This is a genomic window from Anaerobacillus arseniciselenatis, from assembly GCF_001865995.1.
GTDB classification, from domain to species: domain Bacteria; phylum Bacillota; class Bacilli; order Bacillales; family Anaerobacillaceae; genus Anaerobacillus; species Anaerobacillus arseniciselenatis.
The window spans coordinates 289,006-304,163 of the sequence record NZ_MLQQ01000040.1; the positions used below are offsets into that span (position 1 = coordinate 289,006).

The window sequence follows — 15,158 nt, forward strand, 5'->3', positions numbered from 1 at the left end:
CTACCCAACCAACGCCCCTAACCAACAAACTACTAACCAACTAACCAACTAATTAATCAAAACTACTCTTTCTTCGGCATTTGTTACTTTATGACCTCGCTTTACTGCTGTAATACCTGTACGAGCTAACTCTTTAATTCCGTACGGGTGCAATAAGTCGATTAACGCTTCAACCTTTTGTTGGTCACCTGTTACTTGGACGGTGACACTTTCTTTTCCGACATCAATAATCGTTGCCCTAAAAGGATTAATCACTGCAGCAATTTCGGCGCGTTGTTGTGGACAACTAAATACTTTAATAAGTACTAGCTCTCTTGACATGATCGATTCGTCGGTAATGTCAGAAACTTTTAAAACATCAATTTGTTTGTTGAGCTGTTTAATCACTTGTTCAATACTTCTTTGATTATCTACAACTACAACAAATGTCATTCTAGAGATCGCTGGGTTTTCTGTATGGCCTACAGTAATACTTTCAATGTTATAATTTCTTCTTGCGAGCATCCCAGTTACTCTGTTCAATACACCGGAACTATTATTTACTGTTGCTGTAATAATGCGTTTCATTCTGGCTTCACCCCAATCATTTCATGTAACCCCTTGCCTGGAGCTACCATCGGATAAACATTTTCCTTGTCGGCAACTCTAAAATCGATTAATGCAGGACCATCATGAGCTAACATTTCTTCAATCGCACCATCTAAATGAGCTACATGGTCGACTCTAAATCCTTTAATATCGTAAGCTTCGGCAAGTTTCACAAAATCAGGTTGAACAGGAACTAATGAATTTGAATACCTTTCTTCAAAAAATAACTGTTGCCATTGGCGAACCATTCCTAGTGAACTATTGTTCACAATAACTAACTTAATTGGTAACTTCATTTCTTGAACTAAAGACAGCTCCTGTAAAGTCATTTGAAACCCTGCATCACCCATAAAAGCAATGACTGGAGTTTTCGGCTCTGCTAACTGTGCACCAATAGCCGCCGGAAACCCGAAGCCCATTGTCCCTAAGCCCCCTGATGTAACGAAACGATTCGGCTTTTTAAATTTGAAGAATTGCGCCGTCCACATTTGATGTTGCCCGACGTCTGTCGTAACGATGGCTTCACCATTTGTTTTTTCATAAATTCGTTCTATTAATTGTTGTGGTTTAATAACTTCAGGGTCTTCTTTATACCAAAGAGGATATTCTTGCTTCAAATGCTTTAACTCTTCATTCCATAACGAGTTTTGTCCTTTAACCCCATTTTGATTAATTAATTCTTTTAATGCTTCCATCGCATCAGCAACAATCGGAATTTGCGTTTCAACGTTTTTACCTATTTCTGCAGGGTCAATATCGATGTGAGCAATTTTTGCGTTAGGTGCAAACTTCTCTAAGTTTCCAGTCACTCGATCATCAAACCGACTTCCAATACTAATAAGTAAATCACTTTCATAAATCGCCATATTTGCTGGATAAGTTCCATGCATTCCAGCCATTCCTAAAAATAATTCGTGATCCCCAGGAAAAGCACCTAGCCCTAATAGAGTGCTAGCAATTGGAATTTGTTGTTGCTCAGCATACTCAAGTAATTGTTCAGAAGCCCCTGCATGTAATACCCCTGCTCCAGCCAAGATGATAGGCTTTTTAGCACTACTAACTGCTTCGACAAGCTTCCTTATTTGCAATTTATTTGGCATTATCGTCGGATGATACCCCGGTAAATTTACCTCTTGATTGTAGTCAAATAAACCAGTTTCAATCGAAACGTCTTTCGGTAGATCAATTAAGACGGGCCCAGGTCTTCCTGTAGTAGCAATATGAAATGCTTCTTTTATAATTCGTGGTAGTTCATTAACATCTCGTACTTGGTAATTATGTTTTGTAATAGGCATCGTTAACCCCATCACGTCCGATTCTTGAAAGGCATCAGTTCCAATGACTGAAGTTGCCACTTGCCCGCTAAAAACGACTAATGGTAATGAATCCATCATTGCATCGGCTATTCCTGTTATTACATTTGTGGCACCTGGACCACTCGTTACAACAACAACCCCTGGCTTTTTAGAAACCCTTGCGTAACCTTCAGCAGCATGGACAGCGCCTTGCTCATGACGAGCTAAAATATGGCGAATTCCATCTTGATGTATTTCATCGAACGTTGGTAAAATTGCCCCTCCAGGATACCCAAAAAGTACCTCTACCTCTTCTTGCTTTAAAGCTTCAATCAACATTTTTGAGCCTTTCATCATTTGTTTTTCACTAGATGCAACAGCTTGCTTCTTTCTCAACTTGGTGCTCATTTTTGTTCCCCCTTACAAGTTGGATTTTATAATACAGCTCATGGCCGTTAGTGACAGGTGAGAAATAAGACACTTTTCAATTTTCCTAAAAGCCAAATGATCCCCTTAACTTTAGTTCATTAACAGATAAACCCTTCATCGGATTAAAGCGTTTTAAGAAAAAGAAACCTTTTCACCCCTTAAAACAAGCATAAAAAATGCTTTTTAAAAAAGGGGTGAAAAGGTTTCTTTTCACGGTACCACCCTTGTTCATGGTCATTTTTACAAATCACCACCTCAGGAACGATTAAATCGCTCTTTTTGATAACGAGTGACGGTATCACTCGACCAATCCTACTAGAATTTCTTTCGGAATGGCACTCAGAGGGGAGTTCGAAATAAGGGGTAACACCACTTTTCAGCAACCAGTGACTCTCTGTAGATACCGGTCCTTAAGTCTACTTTTCCTCTTCAACGTTTTTAATATAAAGTTAACTATTCTTTTAAAATTTCATGACCCCACCTGTGTTTGCCGAAGTAACAAGCTTTGCATAACGTGCGAGATAACCTTTTTTCACTTTAGGCTCTGGGACAACGAAAGCTTTTTTACGAGCTTCGAGCTCTGCCTGGGTAGCATCTAAATGAATCGTACGATTTGGTAAATCAATGATAATTCGATCACCATTTTCTATTAAAGCAATTGGGCCTCCTTCAGCTGCCTCGGGTGAAATATGACCAATCGAAATCCCTCGTGAAGCTCCGGAAAACCTCCCATCTGTAATTAAGGCAACTTCCTTACCAAGTCCTCTTCCCATAATTGAAGAAGTAGGCGCCAACATCTCAGGCATTCCCGGCCCACCTTTCGGACCTTCATAACGAATGACTACTACATGACCAGCTTTTACAGTTCCATTCTCAATTCCAGCTAAAGCCTCTTCTTGTGAATTAAAAACAATTGCTTTCCCATCAAACGTTTCAATACTTGGATCAACACCACCGACTTTAATAACAGCGCCATTAGGAGCAATATTTCCGAATAAAATCGATAAACCTCCGACAGGACTATATGGATTATCTTTACGACGAATCACTTCATCATTCGTAATCTCAGCATCTTTGACACCTTCATATAAAGATTTTCCAGTAATCGTGATGCGGTCTGGATGAATAGCACCTTCAACAGAACAAAGCTCTCTAATAATGGCACTTACCCCACCGGCATTATGAACATCTTGCATTGAATAATCAGATGCAGGACTAATTTTTGATAAATAAGGAACTCTTTTTGCTACTTCATTTATTCTTTCTAAGTCATACTCTATTTCTGCTTCATTTGCGATCGCTAGCGTGTGTAGGACTGTATTTGTAGATCCACCCATTGCCATGTCTAATGCAAAAGCATCGTCAATTGCTTCTTTCGTAACGATATCTCTTGGACGAATATCTTTTTCAATTAAATTCATTAGTTGGTTAGCAGCATCTTTAATTAATTTTTTTCGATCTTCTGATGTTGCAACAATGGTTCCATTCCCTGGCGGAGTCAAACCTACCATTTCCATTAGACAATTCATTGAATTTGCCGTAAACATCCCTGAACATGAACCACACGTTGGACACGCTGATGATTCTATTTCTAGTAATTCTTCTCGAGACATTTTTCCAGATTGGAAGGCACCAACACCTTCAAAAACAGAAGCTAACGATAAACTTTTACCATCTTTCGTTCGGCCTGCTTCCATCGGACCACCTGTTACAAATACTGACGGGACATTCGTCCGTACTGCAGCCATTAACATTCCAGGTGTAATTTTGTCACAGTTTGGAATGTAAAACACTCCATCGAACCAGTGGGCATTAATCACTGTTTCTGCTGAGTCACAAATGAGTTCACGCGACGGTAAAGAATAACGCATTCCTATATGTCCCGTCGCAATACCATCATCGACTCCAATCGTATTGAATTCAAACGGAACGCCACCCGCTTCCCTGATCGCTTCTTTAACGACTTCTGCAAACTTATTTAAATGAACATGGCCTGGAATAATATCAATATATGAATTACAAACACCTATAAAAGGTTTATTCATATCTTCTTCTTTAACACCTGTCGCTCGTAACAAACTTCGATGTGGTGCTCTATCAACACCTTTTTTTATCATGTCGCTCCGCATTTTATCTACATCCCTTAATATATTTTCTTTAGCCTACTTGAGTTTGTTCATCTCTCGAATATACTTTGACTCCATCTTTTACAACATGTTCTCGGAACTGTTCTAATAAATCATTTGTTACGTTGCCAGGTTTCCCATCTCCGATTATTCTACCGTCTACTTTAACAACAGCGATTACCTCTGCAGCTGTACCAGTTAAAAATACTTCGTCAGCTACGTAAACATCGTGCCTCGTAAATGGTTCTTCTTTGACGACATACCCTAAACTTTCAGCAATTTCCATAATTGCTGCTCTGGTAATCCCTTCGAGTGCACCAATGTAACCAGGTGGTGTTCTCAATACATTCCCATTGACGATAAATACGTTATCAGCTGAACCTTCAGCTACATAACCTTCACTATTTAGCATGAGCGCCTCACTAACCCCCGCCAAACTCGCTTCTATTTTTACTAAAATATTATTTAAGTAATTTAATGATTTCACCTTTGGACTTAACACATCAGGACGATTTCGCCTTGTTGCTACCGTAACAATCTCGAGCCCCGATTTATAAAGCTCTTTTGGGAAAAGTGTGAGCTCTTCAGCAATGACAATGATTTGCGGTTTTGGACACGATTTTGGGTCTAACCCTAAGTTACCTACACCTCGTGAAACTACAAGACGGATGTACGCATTAGTAAGTAGATTTTTCTTCAAAGTTTCGATGATAATCTCAGTCATCTCATGTTTAGAATGAGGAATGTTAAGTAAAATAGCTTTTGCAGAATTGTACAAACGGTCTAAATGTTCGTCTAAGCGATATACATTTCCATCATAAACACGAATACCTTCGAACACCCCATCGCCATATAAAAAACCGTGATCATAAACTGAGATTTTCGCTTCTTCTTTTTTTACAAATTGTTCATTTAAATAAATCCACTGCTCGCTCACCTTTTCACTCCTCCCTATTGTTAATATAAAAACTATATAAAGATAGTGTTAATATAATTTAATATGTGAATAAAGGTTTCTTTAGCTCTAATCTACTGAAGGAAAATTTTTCCCCTAATACTCATCTTGAAAGCTACCTTCAATAATAAATTGAATTTTTAGTTTTTTATAAATATAAAAATTCAATTATTTACATTCATTGGTCGCGTATGATTTTTTAACAAAAATACTCTTTATTTAAGTCGTTGTTTTTTGTATTTGAGGATTATAATACGCCGTTTTACCTCACTGGTCAACCACTTTTTTAAAATAATTAGATAATTTAGAACAATCTCTCTTTTTGTATACGCTTACAATGTTGTTACTATTATGTTTCTCTATTTTTTAAAAAATTTAAAGTTTTTTATATTTATTGATAATTCCCTGTGGGTTGGATAATTTTTTAAATTAATGTCAATGATGATATTGGTGATGGAGATGAATTTAATATTAGAATATTTTTTTCTTACAATTGTTTTTTTTACTTTGCTATATGTAGGAACTAAACAAAAAAAGACAAAGGGAATTATCGCTGTAAATGATTTGCGGCACCTTTGTAAGTCTGAGGTAGAAAAGAAAATTTATGACGGTTTGCAAAAGCGGGGAGTTTACGTTAGTCCTTCCATTAAATTTGGCTATTGCACAATCCCAATGGCACTTGAACCGTACAAAATTGCAATTTTCACTTATCCACATAGCAAAGTGGCGTTATTCAAACGACTGAAACTTAAGCAGCATGAGTTGTATTTACGTAGCTTCGGATGGAAAGTTTTAAAGTTCCCTCAAGAGACAATACAAAAAGATGTTGATGAAGCTTTAAACAAAATATTTATCCAAGTGAAAATCAGAAATGTTTAGAAAAAAATACGCAAAAAAGCTTAAGCCAAATGGCTTAAGCTTTTTAATTATGTATGAATGGCGTCCCAGGAGAGATTCGAACTCCCGACCCTGGCATTAGAAGTGCCATGCTCTATCCAGCTGAGCTACTGGGACAATTTTTGGAGCGGGTGATGAGAATCGAACTCACGACCAGAGCTTGGAAGGCTCTTGTTTTACCACTAAACTACACCCGCATATAAAATTAACAATTTACAATTTTTAATTTTAAATTGTTAAGGAATAAAAAGCACTTAATTAGTGACAAGTAATAGTATATAACAGAGTTCCCTCTATGTCAAACAATTTGCAGTTTAGCAAAAGAGATCCTCAAGTATGCTTTAGCATTTATTGAAAATCTCATTTGCTTTTTAACTGAGTGAATTTCATAATTACCAAAAATGAGCCACATCACGCAATATATAGTTTGCGAACGGTTTTGAAGCAAGTATATATTGATCTTAGTGGCGGAAATAATTAATTATGAAATTCATTAAACTAATATTACACTAATTTAAAGTTTTCTTTCAAGTCTGCTACTTCATTACCTAAATGGTCATAAAAAGTAACTAGAGCCTCTTGTGATTTTTCAAAATCAACGATGGCGTAGCTACGTTCAAGCCTTTTTCTAGGGAGGCGAAAGCTTCCTGGATTTATGTATAACACACCATTTTCTACAAACGCAGCCGCAATATGGGAATGCCCAAAGCATACTAGTTTAGCGCCAAGCTCTTCCGCACGATAAGAAAGCTTTACCGCTGACATTTTCACGTTATGTAAATGCCCATGTGTAACAAAAACTTTTAATTGATCTTTTTCATAAAAAATTTCTTCCTCATATTTTTTATCAAAATCACAATTCCCCCCAACAATAAGTAGTTTTTCGTAAGCGGAAAAACTTTGTTTAGGAAGTTCTGAATCTCCACAATGAATTATTAAGTCGACTTTGTGTTTATTTCGATCAAAAACTTGAAAAAGCTCTTCTTTTAACCCATGACTATCGCTAATGATCAAAACTCTCATACAATAAATACTCCTTTAGAAAACTTGGCGCATAGTTAAGATTTCCTTTAAATGTTTAAGTGCGTTGGCACGATGGCTAATTTCATTTTTTTCTTGTTTCGAAAGCTGGGCCATCGTTTTATCTAAAGCAGGAATAAACATAATCGGATCATAACCAAAGCCATTGTCACCGATTGGCTCCTGTGTAATCACACCATCACATGTTCCGTCAACAACAACCGTTTTTTTCCCTGGTAACGCTAGTGCTAAAGAGCAATGAAAACGAGCGCTGCGTTTGCTTTCAGGAACATTCTTTAATTCATCAAGAACTTTATTTAGATTTGCTTGGTCATCTTTATTCATTCCTGCATAACGAGCAGAGTAAACTCCTGGCCTACCATCAAGAGCGTCGACAATTAATCCTGAATCATCTGCTAGTGTAGGAATATTGAACTCACGAGCAATCGTTTCTGCTTTTTTAATTGCATTTTCTTGAAATGTTGTTCCATCCTCTTCTACATCGATCGCATTTTCCATGTCTAATAACGTTTTAACTCCAATATTGAATGGAGCAAACAGTTGTTCAAAATCTTTAGCTTTACCTTTATTTTTCGTAGCTATTAAAATTTCTTCCAAAATGGTTCCTCCTATACTTCTTCTTTTGAAAGAACTTTAATCTTGTCAGCGAATTCACCTAAGACGGCTCGTTGTTCATGAAATAATTCATTTACACCTTTCTCGGCAAGATCTAAAAGTTGATTTAGTTGCTCTCTAGAGAAAGTGGCTTCTTCTCCAGTTCCTTGAAGTTCAACAAATTGACCACTACCTGTCATAATGACATTCATATCAACGTTAGCACTTGAGTCTTCAATATAATTCAAATCAAGAATTTCTCCTAATTTTGGATCAACACCAACGGAAATTGCAGCTAAATAATCTTTAATCGGGAACTTATTAATCTTACCTTCAGCCATATATTTTTCAACAGCTAAAACTAATGCTACAAATGCACCAGTAATCGAAGCGGTTCTCGTTCCACCATCCGCTTGAATTACATCACAATCAATCCAAATCGTTCGCTCGCCAATTTTATCTAAATCGATCACTGATCTTAGTGCTCTACCGATAAGTCGTTGTATTTCCATCGTTCTTCCCGTGACTTTTCCTTTTGACGACTCCCTAATATTTCTTTGTTCTGTCGCTCTTGGCAACATTGAATACTCTGCTGTAATCCAGCCTTTACCTTGATTTCTTAAAAACGGCGGTACACGATCTTCAATACTCGCTGAACAAATAACTTTCGTTTCTCCTACCGTTATTAATACCGAACCTTCTGGATGTTTTATATATTGAGTTTCTATATGTATTGGTCTTAATTCGTCTAATTTTCTACCGTCAACACGCATTATCCAAATTCCTCCTTTGATTCATTCTTTTCTATCATACCAATGTTTAGTTTACACTACAAACGTAAAATTCCACTTGAGTATGTTTCCCAATTGTACCTTAGTAAATACTATAAAATATGAAAGAAGGTGCCAGTGTTTGTACATACCTACGTCTTCACTAATAGAGAGAATAAAGGCATTTCTCTCTATTTAGTGCGTAACAGTGGTATACATTACGCTTTTTGACACCTTCTTAAAACTATATTTTAATAGCTTACTGCATTTACTTTTAAAGGTCTTGAAACAGGCTCAGATAAAAACTCCCCAGATGCCATTAAAACTTCACTATCACCATTTACTTGTATCGCAACTTTATCAACCCCTGGCTGCTCAGTTAATGACAATACAAGTAGATTTAATACTTCATCACTAATCGCCGTTCCTTCAATATGGTTTAATAAAGATTCATTAAAATTTAAAGTAACAACACCATTGGCATAACGAGGATCGTCTAAAAGCTCTACCCCATGGCGAAAATCAGTCAACAAGTTAGAAAAGCTAGAAGGTCCTGCTAATAGCTGTGAAACAACAGCTGTTAATTGATCTTCACTAGAGTTAACTCTTCTCGTTACCGGTACATAATAATAATTTTGTCCATTTTGAGCCAGGAAATATAATGTCACCGATTTACTATTTACTAAATCAACTACTTTATCAGTTTCCATGTTTATACCGTTTAATCGGCTAAAACCGTCACCAATAGGAGTTCCATTTGCTGGCATCATCTCTTGATCATATCCATTTATACGAACCTTTATCTCATCAACACTGTCAAACTGAGTTAATGTCCATGTAATAGCCTGTAATATTTTTAATTCCTCATCAGGGTGATACTCTTTAAATTCCTCTGAAAAATCTACAACAGCGACTCCTTCAGCAACATTTACACCGAGCACCTCAGTACCTGGTGGAAGAACGGCTTGAAACCCGTTCGGTAATAATTGAGTGACAGGCCCATCTTTTACTAAGTATTCAACAGCTTGTTTCGCCACTCCTTCTTCTTTCGGGAGCGTAATCGCTTGTGGAGCAACGAGTCCATTTTGATCAATTAAGTACAATTCTCGCGTTACAGTTTCTGTTGTCATCTCTTCACTCGACTCTTCCACTTCTTCCTCTAGCCCTTCAGTGCTATCAAAGGAAACTCCTTCATCAACGTAACTGACTGGCGGTGGGTCCGTTTCATTCATTGTTTTGTCTCCTCCAAAATTACAACCAGTTACAATGATAGATAGAGCAAACAGCAAAGGAACTCCTGCTCTGTAAAATTCTCGCATACAATTTCCCTCCTCAGGTGGTTTGTACTATTATGTATACGAGCTTTTTTCAAAATTAGACCAGGCTTTTTCGATTTCTCTTCACCTAACCAACAAACCAACGAACAAACTTACCAACTAACCACCACAAACAAAAAAAGCCCTCTAAAAGGACTTTTTACGTTAAAGATATAGTTGCAACTAATACATTTTGCTCTAACCACTCTTCAGCAATTTGTTTAAAACGAATCTCTTCACCTGTAGTATAGAATGTGTGATTCGGATGACGGTTTCCTGTATAAAGAAGCTCATTATGATAAAGAAGCGCACTTACTTCCCTTGCAGTTTCATCGCCTGAGGAAATTATTTCAATCGTCTCTCCCATTACCTCTTGGATCACATTCATTAATAGTGGATAATGAGTGCATCCTAAAATAATCGTATCAACAGTAGATCTTTTTAAAGGCTGTAAGCAGTTTTGAACAACTTTATAAGCTTCTGGCCCATCGAATACACCTTTTTCTACTAAAGGGACAAAAGGCGGACAAGCTAAGCTTTCTACCTTGATGTTACTATTAATACTCGTAAGTGTCTTCTTATAAGCACCACTTTTAATTGTTCCGACTGTACCAATAACAGCTACACTATCATTTTTCGTCGCCTTTAATGCCGAGATTGCACCTGGGTGAATTACACCAACTACAGGGATGTTTAACTGATCTCTAACCTCTTCTAAAACAACAGCGGTTGCTGTATTACATGCAATCACTAGCATTTTTATTTCTTTATCTAGTAAATAGTTAATCATTTCCCACGTGAATTTTCTTACCTCTTCTTCTGGCCTTGGCCCATAGGGACAACGAGCAGTATCACCAATATATAAAATTTCTTCTTTCGGTAGTTGCCGTAATAATTCTTTTACTACAGTTATCCCACCTATACCAGAATCGATAACACCAATTGCTTTATTCAATGAATTCCCTCTTTTTCATTTTTGCTTTTACAAAATTAGTCTCTAGTCATTTCATCGTAAAGATGGCTTAAATTGCTCTCTAGTACGTTAACTTCTTCTTCGGATAGATGTTTTAATACATCACTCAAATATTCTTGGCGTTTCTTAATAACTTCTTGAATAATCGTTGCACCTTTTTCTAGTAGATGAATGCGTACAACACGACGGTCGTTCGTATCCTTTACTCTTTCTACGAGTTCATTTTTTTCCATACGATCAACAAGATCAGTTGTCGTACTACAAGCTAAGTACATTTTATTTGATAATTCTCCGATCGTCATATCTCCATATTCATGAAGCCATTGTAGTGCAACAAATTGAGGTGGAGTGATCGGGAACTGAGTCAAAATTTCTCTCCCTCTTTGTTTAATAATATCGGCGATCTTTCTAAGTGACTTTTCTATATGGGCCACTTGCTGCATTTCATTATTTTTAGATTCTTGCATTTTATACCTCCTTGGTAGTGAAGTTCCGATTTCGACATATATGTTATTATTTTCGTCGTTTTTCACGATAATTTCAAGTATTCTTAGTAAATAATCTAAAATTATTTTTCTCTAATAATGCTTTTAGTAACTTATTTGTAAAAATATTACTTCTCTAAAAGGAAAAAGGGCGCTCCAAAAGTGTCAATTCACTAAGACAACCCCTAAATAAAGACGCATTTTTACGATCGGTCTTTATTTAGGGACTGGCAGTGACTGACACTTTGATTTGGAACCCCCATGTGAAAATTTCTTTATTTTAAAACTTTATTTTTTACTAACGTTTCCACTTCCGTTGCAGTAGCTAATGTTAATGCTTCTTTAGCGATCGTTTGCATTTGTTGTTTAGAAAGGTTTTTAATTTGAGTTCTTGCTGGTAAAATCGACGTAGCACTCATACTGAACTCATCTAAACCTAAGCCTAATAAAATCGGGATGGCTAACTCGTCTCCTGCCATTTCGCCACACATACCTGCCCACTTTCCTTCTTGGTGCGCTGCCGTAATTACAGAATTAATTAAGCGAAGTACTGCAGGATTATACGGCTGATACAAGTAAGAAACTTGCTCGTTCATTCGGTCTGCTGCCATCGTATATTGAATTAAATCGTTTGTACCGATACTAAAGAAATCGACTTCTTTGGCAAAAATATCAGCCATAGCAGCTGTTGAAGGAATCTCTACCATCATACCAACTTCAATCGAATCGGATACTTTCACTCCATTTGCTAATAAACTACCTTTTTCTTCATTTAAAATTTCTTTCGCTTGTCGGAGTTCCTCGATCGTTGCAATCATCGGGAACATAATTTTTAAGTTCCCATATTCGCTAGCTCTCAAAAGAGCTCTTAGTTGTGTACGGAATATTTCCTGTTCTTCTAAGCACAATCGTATCGCTCTATATCCTAAAAAAGGATTCATTTCTTTCGGTAAATCTAAATAAGGAAGTTCCTTATCTCCACCAATATCTAATGTTCGGATAACGACTGGTTTTCCTGCCATTCTTTCGACAACAGTTTTGTAAGCTTCAAACTGCTCCTCTTCTGACGGCAGCTCATTTCGACCCATATATATAAATTCAGTACGATAAAGCCCAATTCCTTCTGCACCATTGTTAATAACACCATCAAGGTCATCCGGAGTTCCAATATTAGCAGCTAACTCTACATGCTGTCCATCTTCTGAAACAGTCTTTTCAGCGACAAGTTTTTCCCATTCCTTTTTTTGTGCTTCAAACGTTGCCAACTTCGTCTTATATTCTGATACTTGTTCTTCAGTCGGATCCACAATCACAATCCCATCAAGACCGTCAACAATCACTACAGTTCCAGCTTCTATTTTTGTCGTAGCTTCTTTCGTTCCAACTACCGCAGGAATTTCTAATGATCGAGACATGATCGCTGAATGCGAAGTTCTACCACCAATATCTGTAGCAAAACCCTTTACGTAGTTTCGATTCAATTGTGCTGTATCTGATGGTGTTAAATCCTCACCGATAATAACTACTTCTTCGTCAATCGCTGCTAATGAGGCTGTTTGAATGCCTAATAGATGCCCTAAAACTCGTTGAGAAACATCGCGAATGTCCGCTGCTCTCTCTTTCATGTACTCGTTGTCCATACTTTCAAACATCGAAATAAACATCGATGAAACATCATCCATTGCACTCTCAGCATTTAGCTTGTCAGATGAAATTTTATCTTTTACGGCATTAATAAGTTCAGGGTCACTTAATACGAGAAGATGCGCTGCAAATATTGCTGCTTTATCTTCCCCCATTTCCTTTTCGGCTTTTTCTTGAATCACTTTTAATTCTTCTTTTGATGTTTCTAATGCCTTTTCAAGCTTAAGCTGCTCAGCTTCAACATTAGTACTTGTTTTTCTTTCAATTGTAAAATCTGGATTTTCTAGCTTAAATGCTTTGGCAATTGCTATCCCGCTAGAAGCTGCTATTCCTTTTATTGTTTCAGACATTACTCACCTAAACCACCTTTAATAACTTCTTCAAGGGCAGCTAGTGCTGCATCCGCATCTGATCCTTCAGCTTTAATAGTTACATCTGCCCCTTGTCCAACACCTAGAGACATAACACCCATTATTGATTTTAAGTTCACAGACTTTTCTTTGTAAGTTAACGTAATATCAGCTTCAAATTGTCCTGCTTTATTTACTAATTGTGTTGCTGGTCTTGCATGAATACCTGTATCTGCTGTGATTTTAAATGATTTTTCTGCCATTTTGAAACACTCCTTAAATAGTTTAATTTATAATGAATTTCGATACTAACTAAATGAATTTCATAATTACTAAAAACGAGCCACATCACGCAATATATAGTTTGCGAATTGTTTTACGCAACTATATATTGATCTTCGTGGCGAAGATAAGCAATTATGAAATTCATTAAACTTGTAAAAGTTAGCGCCAAAAGTCACGAACATCCTGTTTTTCATCTTATAACTAACCGTCTTTTACATGAAAATATATCGTCACCATCTAGAATGAAAATTGGAGGTGGATTTTCTTTCACTTCACTGTAAACTTCTATCGAATTTTAGAGGCTCGTGAAAGAAAATCCACCTCCAAGTACCTATTTTCACACAAAAAAGCATGAATAAAGATGCAATGAAGACATTTAGATGATCTATAAATAGATTTTCCCATCTAAACGTTCATATACACAACTTTACTCATGCCTGATCGCGTCAGTAACACGTAAACATTTTTATTCTATTAATTCTTACTACAAAATAATTATATCATAAAGATTTTAAAATTTTCAACATGTGCATTAATGTTTGTGTATAAAAAAAAGGGTGTCCAAGAAGTGTCTGACACTTATTTTGGACAACCCAAATGCTTAGATCTTTAAATATCCTAACCGCACCAATTCAATGACTGCTTGTGAGCGCCCCTTTACTCCAAGCTTTTGCATTGTGTTTGAAATGTGATTACGAACCGTTTTTTCGCTTATGAATAGTTGCTGTGCAATTTCTCTTGTAGTCTTATCTTGAACTAATAATTCAAAAACTTCTTTCTCACGTTTTGTGAGTAGTGGCTTAGGACGGAATTCGTGTTCTTTCAATTATTTCACCCTCTCTTGCACGGGCTACAATGCATAGGAATGTATTTAGCTACGATATCCTATGTAAGAAGGTGTTTCCTTGTGACTTAATTATTACATGTTGAAAAAGAACTTTCGAGTTTTTCTATAATGGCTAGATCCCATTGAACTGGTTTGCCAGTTTTTTTATGAACTTGCACCATTCTGCCCCTACCAGTTAAACATACATCACCTTGCTCATTTTTGATCATATAATGTAGATCAAAAGAAGTTGAACCCACTGAATCAACTTTTACAAATACTTTTAGCTGCTCATCAAAAAATATTTGCTTTAAGTAATTACATTGTAAATCAGATGTAACTGGGATGGTCTCAACTTTTGAAGACATCCATTTTTTCATTAAACCCATTTCTTTTAAAAAATCGATACGTGCCTCCTCAAAGTAAGCAAATACTTTTGTGTTATTTAAATGTCCAAAGGCATCTGTTTCAGAAAATCGAACCTTTACAGGCGCAAAAAATGAAAAACCACTTATCCATTGCTCTTTATTATCAATATAAGATATTTTTTCCAAAATAAATTTGCTCCTTTCGAGTAATTATGA

Annotated in this window: 15 protein-coding genes, 2 tRNA genes and 1 other annotated feature; of the genes, 1 reads left to right on the forward strand and 16 read right to left on the reverse strand. The window is 36.6% G+C overall.

The genetic code is table 11. The features are described 5' to 3' along the window. Positions 1-48: 48 nt before the first annotated feature. The 4 genes from ilvN to ilvE form a co-directional block, all read right to left on the reverse strand. A complete protein-coding gene (ilvN, locus tag BKP35_RS14555) occupies positions 49-567 on the reverse strand; it encodes an acetolactate synthase small subunit (protein WP_071314080.1) in 519 nt (172 codons plus the stop codon). Continuing rightward, a complete protein-coding gene (gene ilvB / locus BKP35_RS14560) occupies positions 564-2,291 on the reverse strand; it encodes an acetolactate synthase large subunit (RefSeq protein ID WP_071314081.1) in 1,728 nt (575 codons plus the stop codon). Before ilvB ends, ilvN begins: the two co-directional genes overlap by 4 nt. A 208-nt stretch (positions 2,292-2,499) precedes the next feature. Next, positions 2,500-2,754: a binding site (T-box leader), on the reverse strand. Between the two features lie 19 nt (positions 2,755-2,773). Next, complete coding sequence (gene ilvD / locus BKP35_RS14565; RefSeq protein WP_071314082.1) at positions 2,774-4,441, reverse strand: dihydroxy-acid dehydratase; 1,668 nt, start codon at positions 4,439-4,441, stop codon at positions 2,774-2,776. A 28-nt stretch (positions 4,442-4,469) separates the two neighbouring features. After that, a complete protein-coding gene (gene ilvE, locus BKP35_RS14570) occupies positions 4,470-5,375 on the reverse strand; it encodes a branched-chain-amino-acid transaminase (protein WP_071314083.1) in 906 nt (301 codons plus the stop codon). 477 nt (positions 5,376-5,852) lie between these two features. On the opposite strand from ilvE, the gene BKP35_RS14575 reads away from it, so the two are divergent. After that, positions 5,853-6,272 carry a hypothetical protein gene (locus BKP35_RS14575; RefSeq protein WP_071314084.1) on the forward strand — a complete coding sequence of 140 codons (420 nt, stop codon included), beginning with the start codon at positions 5,853-5,855 and terminating at the stop codon, positions 6,270-6,272. Between the two features lie 58 nt (positions 6,273-6,330). Here BKP35_RS14575 and BKP35_RS14580 read toward each other — a convergent pair. From BKP35_RS14580 to BKP35_RS14635, 12 genes are all read right to left on the reverse strand, one after another. Further along, positions 6,331-6,407 (reverse strand) — tRNA-Arg (locus tag BKP35_RS14580). Between the two features lie 6 nt (positions 6,408-6,413). Next, a tRNA-Gly gene (locus tag BKP35_RS14585) sits at positions 6,414-6,487 on the reverse strand. Positions 6,488-6,794: 307 nt separating this feature from the next. Then, on the reverse strand, positions 6,795-7,313 hold the full coding sequence (locus BKP35_RS14590) for a metallophosphoesterase family protein (protein ID WP_071314085.1): 519 nt from the start codon (positions 7,311-7,313) through the stop codon (positions 6,795-6,797). Between the two features lie 15 nt (positions 7,314-7,328). Beyond that, on the reverse strand, positions 7,329-7,928 hold the full coding sequence (locus BKP35_RS14595) for an XTP/dITP diphosphatase (protein WP_071314086.1): 600 nt from the start codon (positions 7,926-7,928) through the stop codon (positions 7,329-7,331). 11 nt (positions 7,929-7,939) lie between these two features. Continuing rightward, positions 7,940-8,698, reverse strand: a complete 759-nt coding sequence (gene rph, locus BKP35_RS14600; protein ID WP_071314087.1) for a ribonuclease PH — start codon at positions 8,696-8,698, stop codon at positions 7,940-7,942. A 248-nt stretch (positions 8,699-8,946) separates the two neighbouring features. Next, the gene (locus tag BKP35_RS14605) at positions 8,947-10,014 is read right to left on the reverse strand and encodes a GerMN domain-containing protein (RefSeq protein WP_071314088.1); all 1,068 of its coding nucleotides are present in this window, start codon (positions 10,012-10,014) and stop codon (positions 8,947-8,949) included. Between the two features lie 157 nt (positions 10,015-10,171). Further along, positions 10,172-10,966, reverse strand: coding sequence for a glutamate racemase (racE, locus tag BKP35_RS14610; protein WP_071314089.1), 795 nt, complete (start codon positions 10,964-10,966; stop codon positions 10,172-10,174). A 35-nt stretch (positions 10,967-11,001) separates the two neighbouring features. Then, entirely contained in the window at positions 11,002-11,451 is a 450-nt protein-coding gene (locus tag BKP35_RS14615; protein WP_071314090.1) for a MarR family winged helix-turn-helix transcriptional regulator, read from the reverse strand. Between the two features lie 293 nt (positions 11,452-11,744). Continuing rightward, positions 11,745-13,463: a phosphoenolpyruvate--protein phosphotransferase gene (gene ptsP, locus BKP35_RS14620; protein WP_071314091.1), complete on the reverse strand. Its 1,719-nt coding sequence runs from the start codon at positions 13,461-13,463 to the stop codon at positions 11,745-11,747. After that, the gene (locus tag BKP35_RS14625) at positions 13,463-13,726 is read right to left on the reverse strand and encodes a phosphocarrier protein HPr (RefSeq protein WP_071314092.1); all 264 of its coding nucleotides are present in this window, start codon (positions 13,724-13,726) and stop codon (positions 13,463-13,465) included. Before BKP35_RS14625 ends, ptsP begins: the two co-directional genes overlap by 1 nt. Positions 13,727-14,349: 623 nt before the next feature. Continuing rightward, on the reverse strand, positions 14,350-14,574 hold the full coding sequence (locus tag BKP35_RS14630) for a helix-turn-helix domain-containing protein (RefSeq protein WP_071314093.1): 225 nt from the start codon (positions 14,572-14,574) through the stop codon (positions 14,350-14,352). An 86-nt stretch (positions 14,575-14,660) separates the two neighbouring features. Further along, complete coding sequence (locus BKP35_RS14635; RefSeq protein WP_071314094.1) at positions 14,661-15,128, reverse strand: acyl-CoA thioesterase; 468 nt, start codon at positions 15,126-15,128, stop codon at positions 14,661-14,663. Between the last annotated feature and the right edge of the window lie 30 nt (positions 15,129-15,158).

Coding starts and splice junctions, on each gene's coding strand:
- rph (WP_071314087.1), bottom strand. CDS start 8,698: ATGCGTGTTGACGGTAGAAAATTAGACGAATTAAGACCAATACATATA.
- ilvB (WP_071314081.1), bottom strand. CDS start 2,291: ATGAGCACCAAGTTGAGAAAGAAGCAAGCTGTTGCATCTAGTGAAAAA.
- BKP35_RS14575 (WP_071314084.1), top strand. CDS start 5,853: ATGAATTTAATATTAGAATATTTTTTTCTTACAATTGTTTTTTTTACT.
- BKP35_RS14605 (WP_071314088.1), bottom strand. CDS start 10,014: ATGCGAGAATTTTACAGAGCAGGAGTTCCTTTGCTGTTTGCTCTATCT.
- ilvD (WP_071314082.1), bottom strand. CDS start 4,441: ATGCGGAGCGACATGATAAAAAAAGGTGTTGATAGAGCACCACATCGA.
- BKP35_RS14590 (WP_071314085.1), bottom strand. CDS start 7,313: ATGAGAGTTTTGATCATTAGCGATAGTCATGGGTTAAAAGAAGAGCTT.
- ptsP (WP_071314091.1), bottom strand. CDS start 13,463: ATGTCTGAAACAATAAAAGGAATAGCAGCTTCTAGCGGGATAGCAATT.
- BKP35_RS14615 (WP_071314090.1), bottom strand. CDS start 11,451: ATGCAAGAATCTAAAAATAATGAAATGCAGCAAGTGGCCCATATAGAA.
- ilvN (WP_071314080.1), bottom strand. CDS start 567: ATGAAACGCATTATTACAGCAACAGTAAATAATAGTTCCGGTGTATTG.
- BKP35_RS14625 (WP_071314092.1), bottom strand. CDS start 13,726: ATGGCAGAAAAATCATTTAAAATCACAGCAGATACAGGTATTCATGCA.